The organism is Flavobacterium sp. AJR, from assembly GCF_002156885.1.
Classification (GTDB): domain Bacteria; phylum Bacteroidota; class Bacteroidia; order Flavobacteriales; family Flavobacteriaceae; genus Flavobacterium.
Window position 1 is genome coordinate 1 of sequence record NZ_NCWQ01000047.1, and the last position, 22,791, is coordinate 22,791.

General features: G+C 31.7%; 19 protein-coding genes and 1 pseudogene. 2 read left to right on the forward strand and 18 right to left on the reverse strand.

Annotation, left to right across the window (positions count from 1 at the left end; genetic code table 11):
* The 8 genes and pseudogenes from B8T70_RS13405 to B8T70_RS13440 form a co-directional block, all read right to left on the reverse strand.
* Positions 1-314: pseudogene (locus B8T70_RS13405) on the reverse strand (hypothetical protein); the annotation flags it as partial.
* Between the two features lie 101 nt (positions 315-415).
* Positions 416-1,789, reverse strand: coding sequence for a DUF5458 family protein (locus B8T70_RS13410; protein WP_086895169.1), 1,374 nt, complete (start codon positions 1,787-1,789; stop codon positions 416-418).
* Positions 1,790-1,812: 23 nt separating this feature from the next.
* Entirely contained in the window at positions 1,813-2,262 is a 450-nt protein-coding gene (locus tag B8T70_RS13415; RefSeq protein ID WP_086895170.1) for a hypothetical protein, read from the reverse strand.
* A gap of 57 nt (positions 2,263-2,319) precedes the next feature.
* Positions 2,320-2,832, reverse strand: coding sequence for a type VI secretion system TssO (tssO, locus tag B8T70_RS13420; RefSeq protein ID WP_086895171.1), 513 nt, complete (start codon positions 2,830-2,832; stop codon positions 2,320-2,322).
* Between the two features lie 22 nt (positions 2,833-2,854).
* Positions 2,855-4,024, reverse strand: a complete 1,170-nt coding sequence (locus B8T70_RS13425) for a hypothetical protein (protein WP_086895172.1) — start codon at positions 4,022-4,024, stop codon at positions 2,855-2,857.
* A gap of 6 nt (positions 4,025-4,030) precedes the next feature.
* A complete protein-coding gene (locus tag B8T70_RS13430; protein ID WP_165763213.1) occupies positions 4,031-5,035 on the reverse strand; it encodes a TssN family type VI secretion system protein in 1,005 nt (334 codons plus the stop codon).
* Positions 5,036-5,037: 2 nt separating this feature from the next.
* The gene (locus tag B8T70_RS13435; protein ID WP_242667475.1) at positions 5,038-5,982 is read right to left on the reverse strand and encodes a hypothetical protein; all 945 of its coding nucleotides are present in this window, start codon (positions 5,980-5,982) and stop codon (positions 5,038-5,040) included.
* The gene (locus tag B8T70_RS13440; RefSeq protein ID WP_086895174.1) at positions 5,966-6,607 is read right to left on the reverse strand and encodes a C40 family peptidase; all 642 of its coding nucleotides are present in this window, start codon (positions 6,605-6,607) and stop codon (positions 5,966-5,968) included. The genes B8T70_RS13435 and B8T70_RS13440 overlap by 17 nt, the downstream gene beginning before the upstream one ends.
* Positions 6,608-7,183: 576 nt before the next feature.
* Between B8T70_RS13440 and B8T70_RS13445 the strand changes: the two genes are divergently transcribed.
* Complete coding sequence (locus tag B8T70_RS13445) at positions 7,184-8,239, forward strand: PKD domain-containing protein (protein WP_086895175.1); 1,056 nt, start codon at positions 7,184-7,186, stop codon at positions 8,237-8,239.
* A gap of 6 nt (positions 8,240-8,245) precedes the next feature.
* On the forward strand, positions 8,246-10,711 hold the full coding sequence (locus B8T70_RS13450) for an AAA family ATPase (protein ID WP_086895176.1): 2,466 nt from the start codon (positions 8,246-8,248) through the stop codon (positions 10,709-10,711).
* Between the two features lie 80 nt (positions 10,712-10,791).
* On the opposite strand, the gene B8T70_RS13455 is transcribed toward B8T70_RS13450, so the two are convergent.
* The 10 genes from B8T70_RS13455 to ychF form a co-directional block, all read right to left on the reverse strand.
* Entirely contained in the window at positions 10,792-13,518 is a 2,727-nt protein-coding gene (locus tag B8T70_RS13455) for a DNA gyrase/topoisomerase IV subunit A (protein ID WP_086895177.1), read from the reverse strand.
* Positions 13,519-13,548: 30 nt separating this feature from the next.
* Positions 13,549-13,959: a PDDEXK nuclease domain-containing protein gene (locus B8T70_RS24240; protein ID WP_242667476.1), complete on the reverse strand. Its 411-nt coding sequence runs from the start codon at positions 13,957-13,959 to the stop codon at positions 13,549-13,551.
* Complete coding sequence (locus B8T70_RS13460; RefSeq protein WP_242667477.1) at positions 13,934-14,653, reverse strand: DUF1016 N-terminal domain-containing protein; 720 nt, start codon at positions 14,651-14,653, stop codon at positions 13,934-13,936. Before B8T70_RS13460 ends, B8T70_RS24240 begins: the two co-directional genes overlap by 26 nt.
* A gap of 18 nt (positions 14,654-14,671) precedes the next feature.
* Entirely contained in the window at positions 14,672-16,543 is a 1,872-nt protein-coding gene (locus B8T70_RS13465) for a DNA topoisomerase IV subunit B (protein WP_086895178.1), read from the reverse strand.
* A gap of 159 nt (positions 16,544-16,702) precedes the next feature.
* The gene (pncB, locus tag B8T70_RS13470) at positions 16,703-17,881 is read right to left on the reverse strand and encodes a nicotinate phosphoribosyltransferase (protein ID WP_086895179.1); all 1,179 of its coding nucleotides are present in this window, start codon (positions 17,879-17,881) and stop codon (positions 16,703-16,705) included.
* A 98-nt stretch (positions 17,882-17,979) separates the two neighbouring features.
* Complete coding sequence (locus B8T70_RS13475; RefSeq protein WP_086895180.1) at positions 17,980-18,957, reverse strand: transglutaminase domain-containing protein; 978 nt, start codon at positions 18,955-18,957, stop codon at positions 17,980-17,982.
* A 3-nt stretch (positions 18,958-18,960) separates the two neighbouring features.
* A complete protein-coding gene (locus B8T70_RS13480; protein WP_086895181.1) occupies positions 18,961-19,485 on the reverse strand; it encodes an NADPH-dependent FMN reductase in 525 nt (174 codons plus the stop codon).
* A 17-nt stretch (positions 19,486-19,502) separates the two neighbouring features.
* Complete coding sequence (locus tag B8T70_RS13485) at positions 19,503-20,414, reverse strand: YihY/virulence factor BrkB family protein (protein WP_086895182.1); 912 nt, start codon at positions 20,412-20,414, stop codon at positions 19,503-19,505.
* 372 nt (positions 20,415-20,786) lie between these two features.
* Complete coding sequence (locus tag B8T70_RS13490) at positions 20,787-21,458, reverse strand: hypothetical protein (protein WP_039117159.1); 672 nt, start codon at positions 21,456-21,458, stop codon at positions 20,787-20,789.
* Positions 21,459-21,673: 215 nt separating this feature from the next.
* On the reverse strand, positions 21,674-22,768 hold the full coding sequence (gene ychF, locus B8T70_RS13495) for a redox-regulated ATPase YchF (protein ID WP_086895183.1): 1,095 nt from the start codon (positions 22,766-22,768) through the stop codon (positions 21,674-21,676).
* Between the last annotated feature and the right edge of the window lie 23 nt (positions 22,769-22,791).

The following is a 22,791-nucleotide window of genomic DNA, read 5'->3' on the forward strand; positions in this document are numbered from 1 at the left end:
ACATACTTTTCTCCACTTTTAAAGTAAAGTACCAGAGGTTGTTGCTGCTTTACACAAACATTATCTGTAAAAATTTTAAAATATAAAAAAATCTTACTTTTTCTTTTTCCTAATTGAAATACGGCATATTCATAATCCTCATTAAAAACACGTAATAAAATTGCTGGTGCACTTGCAAAAAGTTTCCCTGAAAGCAATAATTCATTTTGCGAAATAGAGCAATTTAAAGTATCTATCGGATTAACTTTTTGGGCTTTAATCGAATATGAAATTGAAAACAATACGATTAAAAATAAAATTTTAAGTGCATTCATGAATTTGAATTATTTGGTTTGACCATTCAAAAGATCAATGTTTTGTTTAAAAAAGGAAACACAAAGAATGTGTTTCCTTTTTATAATTTTCTATACAGCTACTATTTTTGTTCGTAATCTGTATCCCACTCTGTTCCATCATCTCCTTTTTGGCCATCCATTTTTATAAGGAAATTTTTGGCTGGAAAATATGGTTTCATATGGATATCCATATATATTCTGTCTTTTTGAATCGGATCTTGTTCGAATCTGCGAATCTCAAAATTCTCAATCAATTTGTCTGGTCCTGTTATACCATCAAGGAAAGCAACAATTTGATTCATTATTTCTTTACGAGTTTTGGCTGTAAAGTTTTCGAAAGCACGACGATTAAGAAAATCCATTAATACTTTTGTTACGTAATCAAAAACACGAACTACTGAATACGTTTGTAATCCTAAATTGTCTCCGCTAAATAATGTTTTAGCTGAGAAAGCCATCACTTTGCCATACTCATTTACCATAGGAACTAATCCTAAGTTTTCAAGATTTGCAATTTCACTTTTCTTAAGGTCAAATTTTACTCCATCAACTTCATTGATACCACCGAATTTTTTACCAGCAGTAACCTGAGACATTAATGTTTTGTATATTTTACCAGCTAGCGCTGCAGATGGAGCAATATGTAAATCTTCATTTTCACCTAATTGATCAAATCTTCCGCGTCCTACCAACCAGTTACATGTCATAATTACATTTGAGCGGTACACATCTCCTCCTGTTAAAGAAGCAGCATCAAACATTTCCATTACATCATCCGGTTCATCTAAATGCTCAAAATCTGTAACCAACATTACTTTGTTCTCATGTGCAATTTTTGCCCATTTTTCAATTACTTTATTTGATCCTAAATAACCAGGAATAACAAGAATACCATAGTTATTTTTAAGATCTAAACGATCATAATTATCTACTAACTCTGAGTGAATTGCATCAATAAAACGAGTATTATCTAGGTCTTTTAATTGCTCTAAATCAGCATTTACGATAGTAACATTCTTTACTTTATCTGTTTCGGTATTTTTGAAAAATAAAGCAACCGTTCTATATGCTGCTTCAATTTCTCTTGTATCTTCAACAGCTTTAATCAAGTTCTTTTTTAATAACGCTTCAGATTCTTTAGCTTTATCTTCACTTTGAGCCACCATATCAGTCAAAGCTTCATTATTGCTTAAAACCGAAGTCCAAAGCTCTAATGTCTTTTTAAGTGTTTCTCTTTCTTTGGCTTTGTTTACTTCTCCAAGAAAAATTTTTCTTCTTGCTTTTCTTTCCGGATTAAGATTTTGAATTCCTTCAATAGACATTTCCAACAAATCAAACCCACCGTATTTAGCTAGTTTTTCAATGTTTTTTTCAATAGAAGAACCTCCTGTTACTTTACGTTCTAATACTGCTGTATCAACGTCATTACTTTTATATGCTTCTTTATTTGACATGCTTTCTATTTTTTTAAAATTTCTTATTTATTCTCTTTCAATTCATTAATCAGAGTTCCAAGACTTTCTAATAATGCTTTTTTAGCATCAGCATCTTCTAATGCTGCCTTCAAAATTTTATTCGATTTTAACTGACGAATAATTTTTTGATATTGATCTTTCTCTGTTTCCAAATCAGATAAAAAGCTACTTTGTCCTGTAATACCTTTTATACCAAAATCACCTAAATTTTTAAATTTTAAAGCTTCTACTTTAGTAGCACCATCTACAGTTTCAAAATTTACTTTTACCTCTGGTTTAAAATGCTCAAATGCTTTTTCTATGCTTGTAATTCCTTCTACTAATTCTGGTTTTACAGGTGCATCAACTGTTAATTTTTGAGCAACAAGTGTTCTGTTTTGAGGGATTGCAATGATTGCTTCATCTGCATCTAATTTTACTTCATTACCTCCAATTCCATAATTTGATAACATAATTTTAAATTTTAAATGATTAGTTTATTAATTCGCGTTTTTTTTTAAACTCTTAGCCTATTGATTTTGATAAATTTGACGACAAACATCTAAATCTCTGCTAACTTTTTCCAACTCTTCTTTATATGTTTTGGCCGATTGGTTCAAACTATCTATTAAATGAGAATTATGTGTAAGACTCCTGATTTGTTTTTTATAATCAATAATATTTTTATAAGCTAGAATAACATTATTATATAGTTTTTTATTCTCTGTAGTATCCCTTGGGATTTTCTGGTAAATATTGGCTATCATTACATTTGCCAAACGTTGCTGAAAATCATTATCTACTTTTGGCGAATTAATAGAATCTACAGTCATCCTGATACTATCAATTTTTACCGAAAAATTAGTTTGATAATCGTATTCTCTTTTCATCATTTCATTCTCTGCTTTAAGCATTTTATTTTCAGCCATAGGCATATAAAAATTAAATGATACTGCAATTAACATCACTGCAAAAGTTAGAATAAAGGCTACTAGAAAAGCTATAAATGCTTTCTGGCGTTCTGATTTGTTTAATACTTCCATTATTTATTATTTCTATTTATTTTTAATCTTTTATAAAAAAACCATGACGTTTTGGGTTATGAACAATATCTTTTTTATCTGTTTCGGCAACAAATAATTCAATATTTTCTTTTTTCTTACCTATATAATCCAGCTTACTTAAAGTCTCGAACAATTTCTCTATTTTGACTAAGAAATTCATCGTAGGTGTAGCTGTTTTATCTATATATACATGATTATAGCCTGTATTGATAAGTGACGTAAATAATGTCTCTAAATCACCTTGTGAAAGATCACACCACTCAGCAAAATAATTTAACAACTCTTCTTTCCCTGCTCCAGATTTTGAATCAATGAAATTTTTCATCACTCTGGCGAAAGATACCACTGTACTTAACATCGATGACGGATGTTGATACAATGAAACCCAATGAAACTGTGTAAGACAATTTCCTAAAAAATAAGCAGTATTATCTGCCAACTGCAACATTGCATTAGCAAGAAGACCTGTTTGCTGAATTCGGTTTATTTTTTGAGCAATCTGTACCGAATAAACTTCAATCTGTCCAAATGACCGCGCAATTTGTGCTTGCATGTCAACTAATTTTGGATGACAAGCTACAGTCATAGATGGCGGAATATAAGCATCATCAAGAATTGTAGTATCTCCAACTAAAACCTTACCTATAGCCAGATAAAAACCTCCATACCCTATTCCTGAACGAAAATCTTCTGCTTTAATTAAATGAAGTTTATATTCTGGTTGTGAATATGGATATCTAGGTGGTACTTCTTCTGGATCAGGTTCTCCAAAAGGAATCCTTTTCATAGAATTAACAGATATACAAGCAAGTAATACCAATTGTTCTCCATCTTTTATCTGATAAGTATCTTCTGGGTATGGAACTTGCAAATCCAATGTATCTGTATGACTCTTACTTATTTCAATTCTGGATCCATTTGGGGTAATCGCATGACATTCTTCTACACGTACACGAAGTAGTTTATGATTGTCTATTCCTAATGTAATTTTTGTTGATTCTCTATTCTGATTCCCCAAATCAAGTAGTCCATAACTCATAGGTGTTGTATGAATACCTATTGCATCACTTACTAATTCAGAAACATTATCCTGCATCGATAAGAAATGACTTTTATTTATCTTCATCCCATCAATCCAGTTAACAGGAAAATGATTTAATTTTTCTATCATAATTTTTTAATTGAGTTGTGTCGCCTTATTTTCACTTTTGGCAGATTTTCCTGCTGCGGATTTTCCGTTATCACTACCTACACCATATACCGCTTGATCATCTTCATTCTTTTTACCGGAGGTCCCTACTATTTTTTCTTTTTGTCTTTTACAAATAATTACCGAATTCTCAGTAATACCGTTCATTCCCAAAGTATATTTAGCATCAACATACTTAGCACTTTGATACCATTTGGGCTGCAGAAAAAATACCCAATTAGAATTCCCTCCATCACTATCATGTAAATCAATTTTACTTTCGCTATTATGGTCATTATACCCCGAAACAGTATGATAAAATAAATTACCAAAATCGATTCTTACAGGCCCCTTAGATCTAAGAGATGTATATACAAGGCTATCTTCATTTTTTTGAATCAATAAGGTTATAAGTAATAAATCTTTCATTTCTACCCCATCAATCTCAGGATATGGATTATTTCCCTCACGTATTTTCCAGGTAACATATTCTTTGGGTGGTATTTGCATCATATAATTAAATACTGCATAAATTCCAGTAGGAACAATAAACACTAAGAAGTGTGAACACATTAGGAAAGTAAGCCCAATACCATTAAGTGCTGTATAAATAATTATAAACAGAACACTTGAATACAGAATAATTAATAAAGAAAACAACAATTCAACACCAACAGATTTGACATTAAATTCTTCAAAATACCATCTATATAAATAAACATGAAGGCATCCAAACAATAAAGAAGCTATTTGATAAAACAGAAATTCATCAGATAATTCTGTAAATAACTTATTATAACCCAAGAAGGCTACTAATGCGTAAATAAGCACAAATGAAAATATATAGATATAGAATTTCTTTTTATATTTTACTGCAAATTCTTTTATTTTATCACTAAATACCATTGTAAGAATAACACTTACTGCTATAATTACAACCAGAAATACAATGAGCCTAATATCTATAAGCGCTGTTAAATGTTTTTTTATCATTTCTAAATTCGTGTTGAATATCCCAACACAGGCTGTTTACTAAAATTAAATGCTTCTGTTTCTTCATTCATTAATAAGATTGTTTTAAGTTCAACTTCCATTGGAAAAAAATGCTCATAAAAACAATCTATAAATTTTTTAACCCCGCCTTCATGAATATAATCTTGAAAAGGCTTATTGATTATAGGTCCTATCTCGACGGTTACATTCATGGAGTAATCCATATACTTGTTACCGCAAATAAAATCGACACCCAATCTATTTTCTCCTAAATTAATTTGCTGACTCTCATCACTATATTCTTTAGAACTTGTTATTTTATATTGTACTTTTTCTTCTATAATACTGCCTAAACAGCGGCATGCTAAATCAATATCACCAACAATCTTATAAGCGTATGGCAAAAGCTGAATAAACTTAGACACCAAAACTGCTGGGTAAATATGTGGCAAACCCCAGAAATCATAAAAAAAATCTAGTGGTTTGCTTCCGTTTAATTTGTATAAAAAATCTCTCTCAACACTTTCTATCTTAGTCCTATAATGAAAAATTTCATTTTCAAAAGGAATAAAAAAATTACGAGCTTCGGCTTCTTGTTTTTTCTGATGCTTATGCTCTTTTATCATTTGCCGAACAGACTTATCAGTATTGTTCTCACTCAAACTATGAACATAACCCTCTGGTAGCGCATCATAAATACTATCTCTAGACAAGAATATGTTAAGATATTCCTGTTTATCGTAGTTATCATCCTGGATCGTTGCGCCTAAAACATCACTCCTATACGCTCTTGAGAATTGTCCTCTATTAGAAATTATAATTTCTTCGGATACAACATTATTGCTCTCAATAAGCTCATTGGCTATAATTTCGGCTCTGATATCATAAGAAATACTCTCTATTTCTTTTACCAAAGTTTCAAGAGACTGTTTATTTCTTCTTTGCATCTTCATTGATTCTTCCTGCTCCTATATAGCGCAATTGAAAATATTCGTCATTGAAATTATAAATCGCCAATCCTTTATCTGTACATGCCAAAATCCTATCGTTATGAAGGTATAAACCAACATCCGAGATAGGATGATCTTTATCGTATCGAAAAAAAACTAAATCCCCTTCTGCTAAAAAACTTCGTCCTGTAAAAATCTGAATTGCTTTAGATTTCCACATTCCAGCAGGATCTTTAGGAAGTGTTACTTTATAAACATCACTATACAGTGATTGCAGGAAATAAGAACAATCGATTCCTTTTTTCGAAAAGCTTTTTTCTTTGTACGGCGTATTAATCCAAGTATCGATATACCCATACAAATTGTAATTCGTTATTTTATTAGGAGTTACAGCAAGAACTATCGAATACTTCTCCTTTAAGGCTAAAGTAGCATCACTTAAATTTTCTGAATTATCATTTACAACAGTTTTATTCTTTAATCCTGCTTCTTCCATATGAGATTGCTTTTTTAGCAAATCCAAGGAATAATCATATTTAAAGGGAATCTGAGAAATATAACTCTGACTCCTGCATTCTGTATGTAGCAATATTGCTAGTATTAATAAAATTACTTGCTTCATTAAAAAAAATATAAAATATTATTTTACCCCGATTCAAAGAAATCAGTGGCTATAGATTTTCAATTATTGAAATCTATCAATCGTAAAAAGCTAACTGTTGTGGTATTTGTTAACTTGAATTATTTTTATTATAATTTTCTTAAAATGTCCATCTTATTTCAAACAATGCGACATCTTCAGATTTTATGATTTTTAAATTTATTCTCAAATTTTAATACTGCAATATAGATTGCAATAAAATTAAAATCAATTTCAATAAGTCATAAAAATACTACTTTAAGGCATTTTTATATTTTTTTAAATAAATCTATTGCTTCTAAAAAATGAAATAAAACATCATTTTTCAGTTTCCAAAAACTAACTGTTGTGGTATTTGTTAGCCTGGTTCTTTTATTATGAATTTATCACATCCACAATCACAAGGTTACAAACGTAATAAATTATTCTGTAAGAATACAAATTATTTTTTGTAAATTTTATAGTAATAATTCTTGGAATCTTAAAATAATAAAAACTATTTTTGCGAGTAACTTTATAAAATATATTCTGACTTTTGTGAATTCTTAAAAATAAAAAATGAATAAAAAAAACATCGACATTAGGGTTATATTCTTCTTTGCAGTTTTATTATTGATAGGAATAGTTGCGTTTATAGTCCAGTTTTTCAACCATGTAGACTGCGAAGATGTTAAGCTTTACATTTTCTCAGATCACTCGCAAAGCGAGGAATCCATTGAGTTTTATGACCGAACCCATAATGCAAAAACATGGGAATGGGATTTTGGAGATGGGTCGTTACTAGATGTAAGAAGACATACATTTCACGTGTATAAAAAACCCGGAAAATATAAAGTTACCCTAACTATAAATGGGGATTGTACCCATACTCGAGAACTCGTAATTAAGGATAAATATGCTGCCGATAAATTTGGAACTCCTCAAATTATTGTCCCAAAAATAATCACCGCAGGACAACCCACCTATTTTAGATCCGAATCTGATGATGCCAGAACATGGGAATGGTCATTTGGAGAAAATAGAAGAGGAATCGACGAAACTTCGGCAAATCCAGTATACACTTTTTCAACTCCGGGCGAAAAAACAATTACACTTATCATAAATGGAGATTTTAGCACCGTTGCAAAAAAAACAATTTATGTGCACACCAGAGTAATTAAGAAAACAAATCCGCTGGATGTAACCTCGTATGAATATGAAAAAAAGGCAGAAGCTTTTTCATTACCAAGGGGTTCTGTTAAAAAAGACCCTCTGGAAGACATGTTACAATATGTACCTGTTGCCCCAAAAACTAAAACTCAAAAAGATAGTATTAGCGCAGTAAAAAAGGCTCCAAAAATATCCGAAGATCAGTTTGAAATTTTATTAACTAAAGTTGCTGAAGGTAGCAAAGTCAAAGATGATTTCTCTGAATATCTATGTGATGATCTTGATATTCCGATTGTAAAAAATGATAAAGAATTGTTGACTTTTTCACAATTATGTGCTGCTATTAAAGGAAAAAAAATAAAAATAGAATCAATACGATTAAACAAAGACAAACAAAATAATTGCATTAAGGGACTAAATATTAGCTATAAAGTAAAAAAATACTTGATCTGGTCTAAAGATTAAAATAGTATGGAAGAAGAAAAAAACATTTTCAGCGTAGAATTACTAAGTGCATTTGAAATAGCAAGAAAAATTGCTAAAACCAATTCAAACAAATATTATTCGGCAGCCCATTTATTAAAAGCCATTTTAAACAGAGATTTATCTCTTTTAAAACAACTTGAAACTATGGGGAAAGATGTTTATTATCTTGACGAATGGGCAGAAGTTCGAATGGAAGATGAACCTAAAACAAGTCAGGTTCTTAATGCAGAACCGAGCGATGTAATTGATGAAATTATCAAAGAAGCCGAATCGGTAAGAGCTATATTAAATGAAGATGAAATTACTCTTTATGCCATTATAGTTGCCTTAAGCTCACCTGGTGTAGGTTTTAACTTCGACCAGATGAAAACTTATCCTATTTCCCGAAACGAATTACTAGAAGACCAAACTAATATACCTCAAGACCAAAACGTTGCCAAACAAGAAGTTAAAAAAGGCTTTTTAGGCAAATATTGCATTCATAAAAACCTCGAAAAAAAGAAAAAGAGAATAGTTGCTATTGGTCGTGAAACAGAATTAAACACGATTAAAGAAATTCTTTGTCGATTCTCTAAACCCAATGTATTGTTAATTGGTGATCGAGGTATTGGGAAATCAATTTTAATAGATACACTTGTTCAAAATGTAATTGCAAATCAAGTTCCAGATGTCTTAAATAAAGTACAACTTTTTGAACTAGATTTATCATCCCTAATCGCTGGAGCTTCTTATAAAGGCGAAATCGAAGACCGATTAAAGAACTGTATTCAGGAACTAAGACAGTTTCCTAAAGCGATTCTTATCATCGAAGAAATTCATATACTACTGGATAAAAACGGTGGAGATTCAGGCGTTTCTAATGTTTTAAAAGGCGAATTAGCTAAAGGATTAAACATTATTGCTACATCGACAATCGATGAATACACCAAAAGAATTGAGAAAGAACAAGGTTTGTCGGGTATGTTCGAGATTGTAAAACTAGAGGAGTCTGATGATGATACTTTGTTTCGAATGATTCGCGAGTCCATTAAAACATATCAGGAACATCATAAAATACAAATCGATGATGAGACTATTACGGAGTCCATTCGATTATCCAAAAGATATTTAAAAGAAAAAAGCCTTCCAGAATCGGCTATTAATCTTATCGATCATACCATGTCGGTTTTAAAAACGTCTGGCGAAACTTTTCTTAAAGAAAAACAATCAATTCTTGATAAATTAGAGCTTTTAAAGCAAAATGATGCTGGTTTATCTGAAGAACAATTAATAAAAGAATCAAACTGGTTCCTTACCGATTTAATCAATAAGACAACATTTTTGATGGTTGTTGATGAACAAAATGACAATAAATCATTTGAAACATCTGAGTCTATCATCAACCATATCGAAAGCCTAATAAGTACTCTTGAAGAAAGAGCTTTAGACAAACGTGTACATATCGAAGCTTTTGATTTATCGCTTATTATTGCTCAAAAAACAGGTATTCCTGCTGGAAAACTAAAAGAGGAAGAAAAGCAAAAATTAAACAATATTGAAGAAGTTTTAGGTCGAAGAGTTATTGGTCAGGACCATTGTATTGCTACAGTTGCAGGATCTATCTTAGAATCAAGATCAGGCTTAAGTAAAGCTGGACAACCTATTGCATCATTTTTCTTTTTAGGGCCTACAGGAACAGGAAAAACAGAATTAGCAAAGAGTTTGGCCGAATTCCTTTTTCAGGATGAAAATGCTATTATCCGCTTTGATATGTCCGAATTTAAAGAAGAGCACTCTGCAGCATTACTTTATGGAGCACCTCCGGGATATGTGGGGTATGAAGAAGGAGGATTATTGGTGAACAAAATAAGACAAAAACCATATTCAATCGTATTATTTGATGAAATCGAGAAAGCACATACTTCTGTGTATGATGTGTTTTTGCAAATTATGGACGAAGGAAAACTTCATGATCGATTAGGTAAAGAAGGAGATTTCTCAAACGCTATTATCCTTTTTACTTCTAATATTGGTGCAGATCATATTGTAGAAACTTTTAATAGTGGTAAAATTCCAACTTCAACTTCCTTAATGGAAATTATGGGGAATTATTTTAGACCAGAATTTTTAGGACGATTAACCGAAATTGTTCCTTTTGCTCCTATTAGCAAAGAAAACGCATTGAAGATATTTGAAATCCACCTCAAAAAAGAGTTCATGGATTTACTTAAAAACATCAATATAACTGTTGAAATCCCTATGGAAGCCAAACTATATCTGGCAGAAAATGGATATAATGCCAAATATGGTGCAAGACCTATTAAGAGTATTATTCGTAGTCACTTAAGAAGACCATTGGCCAAAAAAATAATTTCTGGTGAAGTAAAAGATGGCGATAAAATGATTGTCGTTATCGAAAATGACGAGGTAAAATGGATTAAAGAGGAAGTATTAATTAACTCAGAAAATTAATTTAATTCCCATATATTATAAATGAAAAACGCTAAGATTTACTTAGCGTTTTTTTGTGTTTATTTTCTAAAAATAATCTTTTAATCTAAAACCAACCCGATTTGTCCATCGTCGTCTAGTTCCGTTTCAACTGAATCATCATCGGATAGTTCCGGTTTTTCAGGAACTTCTTCTTTTGGTTCTTCGTATGGTAATGGATCTAACAGATTAACTTGTTTTATCTTATCACTTGTTAATTGATTCCCTAATGCTTTAAAGCCTTTTACAGCAATAAAATCTTCGATATCTACATACAAATTATCTTTTTGAACTCCTTTTACCTTAGTGAAAACTAATTCGACTACAGGGCGATAATCAGTCGCAACAATCTCTAGCTGAGAATTAGGATGTTCAGTAATAAAACATTCTTCTTTATTTTCAGTCTCAATCAAGAAACGTTTAATATAATAACGTTCTTTTTCTCCATCAAAATAAATAGCTGAAATTGGCTTTTTAGGATTCCATTTTTCCAAAACAATCATGTCTTCATCAAAATGAGTTGATAATTCCGGAATAATCACCTTCAGTTTTCCTGTCTGGCTAATGATTAATATTTTATCACTTGGCTTAAATTCTCCTAACAATTCTCCACGTGCATCTACATTCAGACGCTTTACAGTATCATCAAACCAAACTTTTCTTGGTAATAAAGTAGAGATTCCTTTCTCTTTAAGTTCGATTTTCTTAATTGGATATTTGGTTACCAAATTTCCTTTTGAAGCTCTTCCTTTAATAGCTAATTTGGCAAAATCAATATCGAATTTCAATTTTTTAATCGTTCCAACCTGACGCAGTAAAATAGTTATTACTTCAGCTTCTCCGTTTGGATTATGCGAAAAATAAACTACTTGCGAACCTGTAGTTTCATTGGTTAAATCATACGCTTTATCACGTGTAACTCCCGAAACATTAAAACGTTTTATATATGAAGGCCCTGATTTTCCGTCACGATACATCATATTGTAAATTGTACGTTTATCGCTTTTATCAAAAATAGCAACATGTATGATATCTTTACCCACAAATGTCTTAGAATCAACTTTTGTAATTATCATTTTACCATCTCGTAAAAATACAATCACATCATCAATATCCGAACAATCAGTTAAATACTCATCTTTTTTCAAGCTAGTTCCAACAAAACCTTCTTCGCGGTTTACATAAAGCTTTGTGTTACGTAAAACTACTTTTGTAGCCTCAACATTATCAAAAACACGAAGTTCTGTCTGGCGTTCACGTCCTTTACCATATTTCTCTTTTAATCTGGTAAAATAAGCAATCGCAAAATCTGTTAAGTTTTCCAGATTGTATTCTACTTCCTTCATTTCATCTTCTAACTTAGCGATAAAATCATCGGCTTTATCAGAATCAAAACGGGTAATACGTATCATCGGAATTTGAGTCAAACGCTGTAAATCATCATCGTGAATTTCTCTTACGAATGATTTCTTGAAAGGCTCAAATCGGTCATATAAATATTTATACAACGATTCTCTGTCAGAATATAATTTGAAATCAATGTACATTTCCTCACGAATGAAGATTTTCTCTAAAGTAGAGAAATGCCATTTATTTTTTAATTCCTCTAATTGAATTTCTAACTCTTGTCGAAGCAAATCGACAGTTCTGTTCGTAGAAATCTTCAACATTGCTGAAACACCAATAAACAATGGTTTATTATCCTCAATAACGCAACCTAAAGGCGCTACAGAAGTTTCGCAGGCTGTAAACGCAAACAAAGCATCAATTGTTTTGTCTGGTGAAACTCCTGGAAAAAGGTGTATCAAAATCTCTACATCTGCCGCAGTATTATCTTCAATTTTCTTGATTTTGATTTTGCCTTTTTCATTGGCTTTCAAAATACTATCAATTAAAGTAGTCGTATTGGTCGAAAACGGAATTTGCGTAATTACAAGTGTATTCTTGTCTAATTGTGCAATTTTGGCACGTACACGAACACGTCCGCCACGAAGTCCATCATTATAATTAGAAATATCTGCAATACCCTGAGTCATAAAATCAGGATATAATGTAAACGGTTTTCCTTTAAGAATTTTTACCGAAGCATCGATTAATTCATTAAAGTTATGTGGCAATACTTTCGTAGAAAGTCCAACCGCAATACCTTCGGCTCCTTGTGCCAAAAGCAAAGGAAATTTTACCGGTAGATTATTCGGTTCTGCACGACGACCATCATAAGAAACACCCCAATCGGTAATTTTTGGAGAGTATAAAACCTCCAAAGCAAATTTAGATAAACGTGCCTCAATATAACGCGAAGCTGCAGCTCCATCTCCTGTTAAGATATTTCCCCAGTTTCCCTGACAATCTATCAATAAATCTTTTTGACCTATTTGTACCATTGCATCACCAATACTCGCATCTCCGTGAGGGTGATACTGCATGGTGTGACCTACAACATTGGCAACTTTATTATAACGACCATCATCCAACTCTTTAAGAGAGTGCATAATACGACGTTGTACGGGTTTAAATCCGTCTTCGATAGCAGGAACAGCACGTTCCAGAATTACGTACGAAGCATAATCCAGGAACCAGTCTTTATACATTCCGGTAACTTTGGTGATGGTATCACCACCTTCGCCATCGTTATTATCGTAAAAATGTCCTCCTTCAAAAGATTTGGCATCTACTTCGATAATCTCTTCAGATTCTTCCTCGTCTTGATTGTCATCAAAAGAATTAGTATCCTCCGAATTATTTTCTTCGTTATCTGGAATTATGTTATCGTCTTCTTCGTCTTTCATTTAATTATATTCGAAATTATAATTTTAATATTATTTGTTTTCGATGAGTTCTTTTAAAACCTCAACACTCGGTAACACTGTTTTATATTTACTAGCAAAAATTTGCTCGTTATTTTCTGGTAAAGTATATCTTACTACTGCCTCACTTTTATTTTGGCAAAGTATAATTCCAATAGTTTTGTTTTCATCCTCCAACCGCATTTCTCTATCATAATAGTTAACATACATTTGCATCTGACCTAAATCCTGATGTTTTAATTCTCCTATTTTCAAATCAATAAGTACAAAACATTTTAAAATTCTATTATAAAAAACTAAATCAATTCGGAAGTGTTTATCATCAAATGTAATTCTTTTTTGTCTTGCGACGAAAGTAAAACCATGACCTAACTCTAGTAAAAAATGTTCTAGTTTATTAATAATTTCTTCTTCTAATTGCAATATCTGAATATTGATGTAATTCTGGCAATCCTAAAAATTCAAGTATGTAAGGGGCTTTAATAATATCTTTAGGTTTCTCAATAATCTGACCTTTTTCAGATAACTTTAAAACTCCTTCTTTATCACGACTTAATGATAATCTGTTATAAAGTGCCGAATCATACTGTCTCTTTAATTCTCGAACACTCCAATTGTATTTCTCTGATTCTATTTCGTAAAAAAGTCTTTCTTTTTCATCATCAATTCGCATTAAAAAAACATAATGAGACCAAGTCAATTTAAAAAACGAAGATAATATCTGCATTTTTTCATTTCTGAAATTCGTCGACAGCGATGACGAAATTGAATCATTAGAATTCCGCGACACTGTCTCGGAATTCTTAATTTCCAAAATACTAGACACTGTCTCGGAAATTGAATACACTAAATAAAATTTTCTTATATTCTGTAGGTTATCAACTGAAAATCCTTTTCCAAATTCCTTAATCAATTGCTGAGAAAGTCCTTTCAATAATTGTTTTCCATATTCGGCTTTATCTTTACCGTTTTGTTCCTCCTCAACAATCATTCTTCCTATCTCAAAATAGGTAATTGTCATCGTTGAATTTACGGTACGTAAAACTTGTTGTCGGGCATTTTGCAATAACTCGACTACTTGTTGAAATATGACTTTATTTTGAAGATCGGTTGACAATATATTTTATTTAAAAAACTAAACTTCCTCCTCTATAGCATCTAGTTCCACTTTCAAATTCTTGATAATAAACTCTTGTCTGTCTGGTGTATTTTTACCCATATAGAAAGATAACAATTGTTCTATCGATGTGTTTTTATCCATCATAATAGGATCAAGTCTAATCGTCTCTCCAATGAAGTTCTTGAACTCATCTGGCGAAATCTCTCCCAAACCTTTAAATCGCGTGATTTCTGGTTTTGGTTTTAATTTTTCGATAGCTGCTTTTCGCTCTTCTTCAGAATAACAATAAATAGTTTCTCTCTTGTTTCGAACCCTAAAAAGTGGTGTTTGCAAGATATATAAATGTCCTTCTTTTATTAATTCAGGGAAAAATTGCAAGAAAAAAGTAATCAACAACAAACGGATGTGCATACCATCGACATCGGCATCGGTTGCGATTACAATATTGTTATATCGTAATTTTTCTAATCCATCTTCAATATCTAAAGCCGCTTGTAGTAAATTGAATTCTTCATTCTCATACACAATTTTCTTTGTCATTCCGTAGGAATTCAAAGGCTTACCACGCAAACTAAAAACTGCTTGTGTATTTACATCACGTGACTTGGTAATAGATCCCGAAGCCGAATCTCCCTCGGTAATAAAAAGGGTGCTTTCTAAGTTTCTAGGATTCTTTGTATCTGGAAGATGCGCACGGCAATCTCTTAATTTTTTATTATGCAGATTGGCTTTTTTAGCACGATCTGTAGCTAGTTTTCTAATTCCAGATAGTTCTTTACGCTCTCTTTCTGCCTGCAAAATTTTACGAAGTAAAGCTTCGGCTGTTGGAGGGTTTTTATGTAAATAATTATCTAATTTATTTTTTACAAAATCATTTACAAAAGTACGAACTGATACTGGCGGCGTTCCATCATCAGATCCCATATCCATAGAACCTAATTTGGTTTTGGTCTGAGATTCAAATACTGGTTCCATCACCTTGATGCTAATCGCACTCACAATCGATTTACGTACATCTGATGCTTCGAAATTCTTATTGTAAAACTCACGGATAGTTTTTACAATTGCTTCTCTATAAGCGGCTAAGTGCGTTCCTCCTTGCGTGGTATTTTGTCCGTTTACAAAAGAGTGGTATTCCTCGCTATATTGTGTTTTACTGTGCGTTAAAGCGATCTCGATATCCGTATCTTTTAAATGAATAATTGGATATTCTAAATCTTCAGCACTAATTGTTTCTTCTAATAAATCTCTAAGACCATTCTCAGAAATGTATTTTTCTCCGTTAAATATAATAGTTAGGCCATTGTTTAAGTAACAATAGTTTTTAACCATTTTTATTACATATTCTAATCGGAATTTATAATTTTTAAAAATAGCTTCGTCTGGAACAAAAGTTACTTTTGTACCTTTTCGTTTTGTAGTATCAATTACATCTTCTTCAAGAACCAAATTTCCTGCTGAAAATTCGGCTGCTTTTTGTTTGTCATCACGAACAGATTCTACGCGAAAATAGTTAGAAAGTGCATTTACTGCCTTGGTTCCTACTCCATTTAAACCTACTGATTTCTGGAAAGCTTTGGAGTCATATTTCCCTCCTGTATTCATTTTTGAAACTACATCAACAACTTTTCCTAGAGGAATTCCGCGGCCGTAATCACGAACCGAAACGGTTTTATCTCTGATAGTCACTTCAATAGTTTTTCCTGCACCCATGACAAACTCATCGATACAATTATCTAAAACCTCTTTTAAAAGAATATAAATACCATCATCTGGTGAAGATCCATCTCCCAATTTCCCGATATACATTCCGGGACGCATACGAATATGTTCTTTCCAGTCGAGTGATCGAATATTATCTTCGTTATATTGATTTTGCTCTAGCATAAATGAATTTTGGATTTTTTGCTAATGTACTATATCTCCTTAAAAAATGAAAGTCAATCTTTTGAAAGTTATCAATAAAAGTATCTTTTAAACGCATTTATTTAAATTAAAAACAGAAACTCATTATTTTTATAAAAAAACTGCTTTTTAAACAATATTTTAGGATTTAATACCTAAAACTTGTTTTGCCAAAGCAATCATTTCGGGAGTTCCCGTATTTTTATTTTTTTCGTCCGAAAGTTTTACAACTCCTTCCCAATGTGTAAAATCTGGCTTCGTTTCGGTTAATTTTATAACCATATTCATTGCTGGCAAGCCTACATCATTGGTAAAATTTGTACCAATTCCGAATGACATTTTTATCTTGCCTTTACAGAAATCTGATATCACTTTTACCTTTTCTAAATTTAATGAATCAGAAAAAACTATGATTTTTGACTTAGGATCGATTCCGAGTTTTGTGTAATGTGCAATAATTTTTTTAGCAAATTCAATTGGATCTCCACTATCATGTCGAACTCCATCAAAAAGCTTGGAATACTTTTTATCAAATTGCTCAAAAAACACATCTGTAGTATAAGTATCTGTTAAGGCAATTCCTAAATCACCTCCGTAAACTTGTGTCCAGTTCTCCAGTGCAACTATATTAGCAACTTTAAACCCATATTGTGCCGCATGAAACATAAACCATTCGTGCGCATGAGTTCCTAAAGGTCGTTTACCGTTAAGCATTGCTAAATGCACATTACTTGTACCTAGAAAACTTTCCTGACCAAAAAGAGCTAATGTTTCATTAACCAAAGTATGTACTTTATACGAATGACGTCGTCTTGTACCAAATTCTAAAACTGAAGCTCCTAATGCATTATAACTTTCAATTTTGGCTTTGGTAATATCCTGAACTGCTTTATCATCTATTCTCACTAAATCCTGAGATGCGTAAAAAAGTTCCGAAATTAAAGCCATCAATGGGACTTCCCATAAAATGGTACGGTACCAGAATCCTTCGATTGTAATATCTAATTCGGAACCAACTTGTTCTATCTCTACCTCGGAAGCATCAAAAGTATATCCTTGTAAGAAATCCAAATAGGTTGGATCTAGATAAGGACAATGTTTCTTTAAATATAATTTCTCTTCTTGAGTCAATTGTAGTTTTGTCATTGCTTCAACAGAATGACGCAATAAAACAGCAAAACCCGGAGGAAAAGTATGTTTTCCTCTGTTTATAAATTTATACCGCACTTTAGCTTTAGGAAACAGCTTTATTACAGCATGCTGCATTGTAAATTTATAGAAATCGTTATCTAATATTGATTTTAGGAAGATTGTCCCCATACCCAAATTGCTTTATTAATTTTAAAAAACCTTGATTGCTAATATACGGCAATTCAACAAAAAAAGAAAATTGTTTAAACAAACATCTTTAATTATCTCTACTTTGGAATTATTTTAAAAGAAGCAACACTATTTTGATAAAGAAAAAAAGTAATAAATGAGCCTATTTTTTTGTCATAAGTAATCTGGAATTCCAAAGTTCCCCTTACTTCTTTTGGATTTTCTACTTTGACTGGCTGTCCTCTTTTTAAATAAAAAAATGTATCCGATTTTGAAATATTTTTTATTTTGAAAGATATTTTATCACCATCATTGGCTTTAATTATTCCTGATTCAGGTCTTAAAATTTCGAGATCTTCTTCAATAGCTTTATCAGAAATCAAAGGGCCATTTAAAAAATCTTCCTGATTTAATTTACGATCCAAATACATTCCTGAATCAGGAAAATGCTTCGCAAAAAAGTATTTTGGATCCGTATCAAAGTAAACTGAGTTAAAATAATTTACCATTACTTTTCTATTACTATCATAATATCCTTGCCCCCAAGTAACGTCGACCAAAATCCATTTTCCGTCAACCCAAACAGTATTCCATGAATGATTAGTCAACAAATTTTTCCGACCAATATCTGTCAATGATTGCTTGGAATCACCTCTAATTACTTGAGATTTCAAATCTACCAAAGAAGCTAAACGTTGATACAAAAGCGTAAAACCTTCGCAAACTGCTTTCTGAGAATCAAATGCCTTTTGCCACGTTTTTTCCTTTATTAACTCTATTTGTTTTTGCTTTTCCGCTTCAGTTCTATAGCTAAATTGTACGGGCTTCTGCGGATTTAAATACGCTTTGTAATCATATTTTATATTTAAAGCAATCCAGCTATAAATAGCTCTTGCCTTATCATATTCTGAAGTAAAATCTTTTTGAATTCTTGTCGCTAAATCTTCTGTTGAACTAAAATGTTTTGGGTATTTCCGCACAATATCATCAATCGCATTGTACTTTTGTGAATATGCCGAATAGAGAAAAATATAATTCAGAAAAAGAAATATAAAAGCAATCTTTTTTATTGTCATCGATTAAAAACTAGACTTAATAATGTCTTTTAATTCTTTATCTAACTCTGTATTTGATATTTTATTTTCTTCTAAATCAAAATTAGCATTAAAACTCGGCAATGAAAAACTTGCTTTAATCTCGGTACCATAACGTGGAAACAATTTTGTGGCAATTTCTAAAACTGAAGCTCCTCCTCTCCCTCCTGGCGATGTAGCTAACAACAACATTGGTTTATGCTGAAAAATATCTTTCTCGATACGTGAACACCAGTCGAAAACGTTCTTAAAAGCAACTGAATAATTCCCATTATTTTCTGCCATAGAAACTACCAAAATATCTGCTTCTGCCAATTTTCCAAGAAAAGCTTTTGCTTTTGGGTGCTGCCCTATCTCTTTTTCGACATCAACGCTAAATAAAGGCATTGCAAAATCATTTAAATCCAACACTTCTATATTGGCATCATTAAATTGATTTGCAGCATATGTTGCCAGTTTTTTATTGATAGAATGCTGACTGTTACTTCCTCCAAATGCTATGATTTTCATGATTTTATTTTTAGTGTTTACTCTATTTCTAAGATTTCTTTTTTTATTTCTACCGAATATTCATTCGGGTAAATTTTACCTCCGTATGTCTTAGCATATACCTTCGTAAATTCAGCTCCAAAATACAGAATAATTGCCGAATAATAGACCCAAACCAGAATTATTATTACGGAACCTGCCGCACCATAAACCGATGCTGTTGTAGAACTTCCTAAATAAAATCCTATTGCAAATTTCCCTATCATAAAAAGTACTGCGGTACAAGTTGCTCCAATAAAAGCGTCTTTCCATTTTATTATTCCATCTGGCAATGCTTTAAATATAATTGCAAAAAGTAACGTGATACTAATCAAGATAATGATCAGATTTATTATATTAAATAAATAAACGGTACTCTCTGGAAAATACAACTTTAAGCGTGCACTCATTAAATCTAAAATTGTACTTACAAAAAGACTCACAAGCATTAAGAATCCTACTGAAACTATCATAGAAAATGACATTAATCGGTTTTGTATAAACTTCTTAAGTCCTTTGTTTGGTTTGGCGCGTAATCCCCAAATAAAATTAATAGAACTCTGTATTTCGGCAAAAACTCCTGAAGCTCCAATTAATAACATCCCGACTCCAAAAACAGTTGCAAAAACATTGCTTCCTGATAGCTGTACATTTTTTATTGTTTCCTGAATTTGTATCGCAGCACTATCTCCCACTAATCCATTTATTTGACCATAAAGCTCGCCTGCAACAGCATCTTCCCCGAAGAAAACACCACAAATGGTAATAATTATAATTAACAAAGGTGGTAATGCAAAAATGGTATAATAAGCCAATGCAGCACTTAACTTTATTGCATTATCATCGTTAAACTCTAACACTGTAGTTTTTAACAAATACCATGATTTGGATATTATATTTTGACTTTTCACAATACTTTAATTAATTATTTCTCTCAAATATAAGCAATTAAAAAAATAAAGTTATTCTCATATTTCCTGTAAATGTTATACTTTGTCCATGACTACCCCAGATTGTAGTGGAAAGCATTTTGAGAGGAAAACCACTTTTTTGTTACTGTAAAAAAGCGACCAGCGGAAGCTCTTTTTATAGTATTACAAAAAAAGGTTTTACCGAAAAATCTTGAAACGGAAAGCTGGAAATGGGTTCTGAAAAATAAAAATTTAAACCATTAAGACATTGAGTTTTATTAAGACTTAACTTCTCTTAATCCCTTAATGGTAAAAACAAAAAAACTGCTGAATATCTTCAACAGTTTTCCTTTTTATACATTTAAAACCAAGCTATTTTGAAACTTTTTTGAATTCTTGCTGATATCCAAAATTCTTTAATTTCAACACGCTTTTAAATTCTCTGCGAGTTGGTTTAACCACAAAAGAAGTTGAATCTAGCTTTTGTGATTTAATCGCTGTAATAGAATCTAATCTCCTCAAATCCTCCATTGAATGGATATCATTAATCTTTATAACATTATTATCTATTGAGAAAATTTTTGCTCTCCAGAAAATAGAATCACGTATGCTTAAAACCAATTTACCATCAATTCGTTTTGCTTTATTATAGTATGAAAATCTAAATAATGTATCTACATGTTTTTCGATTAATTCTATTGAATCACCCTTTGAATTCATATCATACTTCTGATTCTTCTCTTTTCTTATTAATTTCCCATCTACAATATCATATTCTCCTTTTAAAGAATCTAATTTATTTTTATGGATTATAAATTTATTATAATTCTCAAACCTAATTGCATTTTCATCAATTCTTAAAAATGTAGAATCACTATCCATAAACAGCCCTTTAAATTTATCAGGAAATCGGTCTAACTCAGAATCATTAACAGGCTGAGGATTTTCAAAATATAAATCAAAACCTTCATAAGGAGCACGATTGGCTTTTCTACAAGATGATATAACAATTAATATTCCTAAAATTAGAATGATTTTTTTCATAAGTTTCTTTTAGTCAGTTTTACCAAAATTCAAGCCAAATGTTAAAAAAAATAAAAACAAACACAAAAATTCTTTTCACGCAGATTTTACAGATAAAAGCAGATTAACCTCTTTATCACCTTTAAAAACAAAAATTTAAACAAAAAAAAACTGCTAAATTTCTTTAGCAGCTTTGTCTATTCTCTTTAATCTTGATTCTTTTTTCTAAAGAAAAATTATACGTTAAAACGGAAGTGCATTACATCTCCATCTTTTACGATATATTCTTTTCCTTCTACTTTGAATTTCCCTGCTTCTTTAGCTTTTGCCTCTGAACCGTAATGAACGAAATCTTCGTATGAAATTACTTCAGCACGGATGAATCCTTTTTCAAAATCGGTATGGATAACTCCCGCAGCTTGTGGCGCAGTAGCTCCGATATTGATTGTCCAGGCACGAACTTCTTTTACTCCTGCTGTAAAATAAGTTTGTTGTTTTAATAATTTATAAGCAGCACGAATTAAAACTGATGCTCCTGGCTCTTTCAAGCCCATATCTTCTAGAAAAACCTGACGCTCTTCGTAGCTTTCTAATTCGGTAATATCTGCTTCTGCTCCTACTGAAAGGATAATAACTTCTGCATCTTCATCTTTTACCAACTCACGAACCTGATCTACGTATTTGTTTCCGTTTACAGCAGAACTTTCGTCAACATTACAAACGTACAATACTGGTTTTGCAGTAATTAACTGAAAAGATTCCATTAAAATCTCTTCATCATTACCTTGTGGCGTAATAGTACGAGCTGATTTAGCTTGTAATAATGACTCTCTAATTCTGTCTAAAAGTGCTTTTTCTGTCTGAGCTTCTTTATTTCCAGTTTTAGCTGCACGATTTACTTTCTCTAAACGTTTTTCAACAGTTTCTAAATCTTTCAATTGCAACTCAATGTCAATTGTTTCTTTGTCACGAATTGGGTTTACATTCCCATCTACGTGAACAATATTATCATTATCAAAACAACGTAAAACGTGAATAATCGCATTACACTCTCTGATGTTTCCTAAAAATTGATTCCCTAGTCCTTCACCTTTACTTGCTCCTTTTACCAAACCTGCAATATCTACGATATCTACAGTTGCCATTTGCACACGTTCTGGTTTTACCAATTCTTCTAATTTTTCAATTCTTGGATCTGGTACGTTTACAACACCAATATTTGGCTCGATTGTACAAAACGGAAAGTTTGCACTTTGTGCCTTTGCATTTGATAAACAATTAAATAATGTTGATTTTCCAACATTTGGCAATCCTACAATTCCTGCTTTCATATGTAGTTTCTATTTATTTTTAT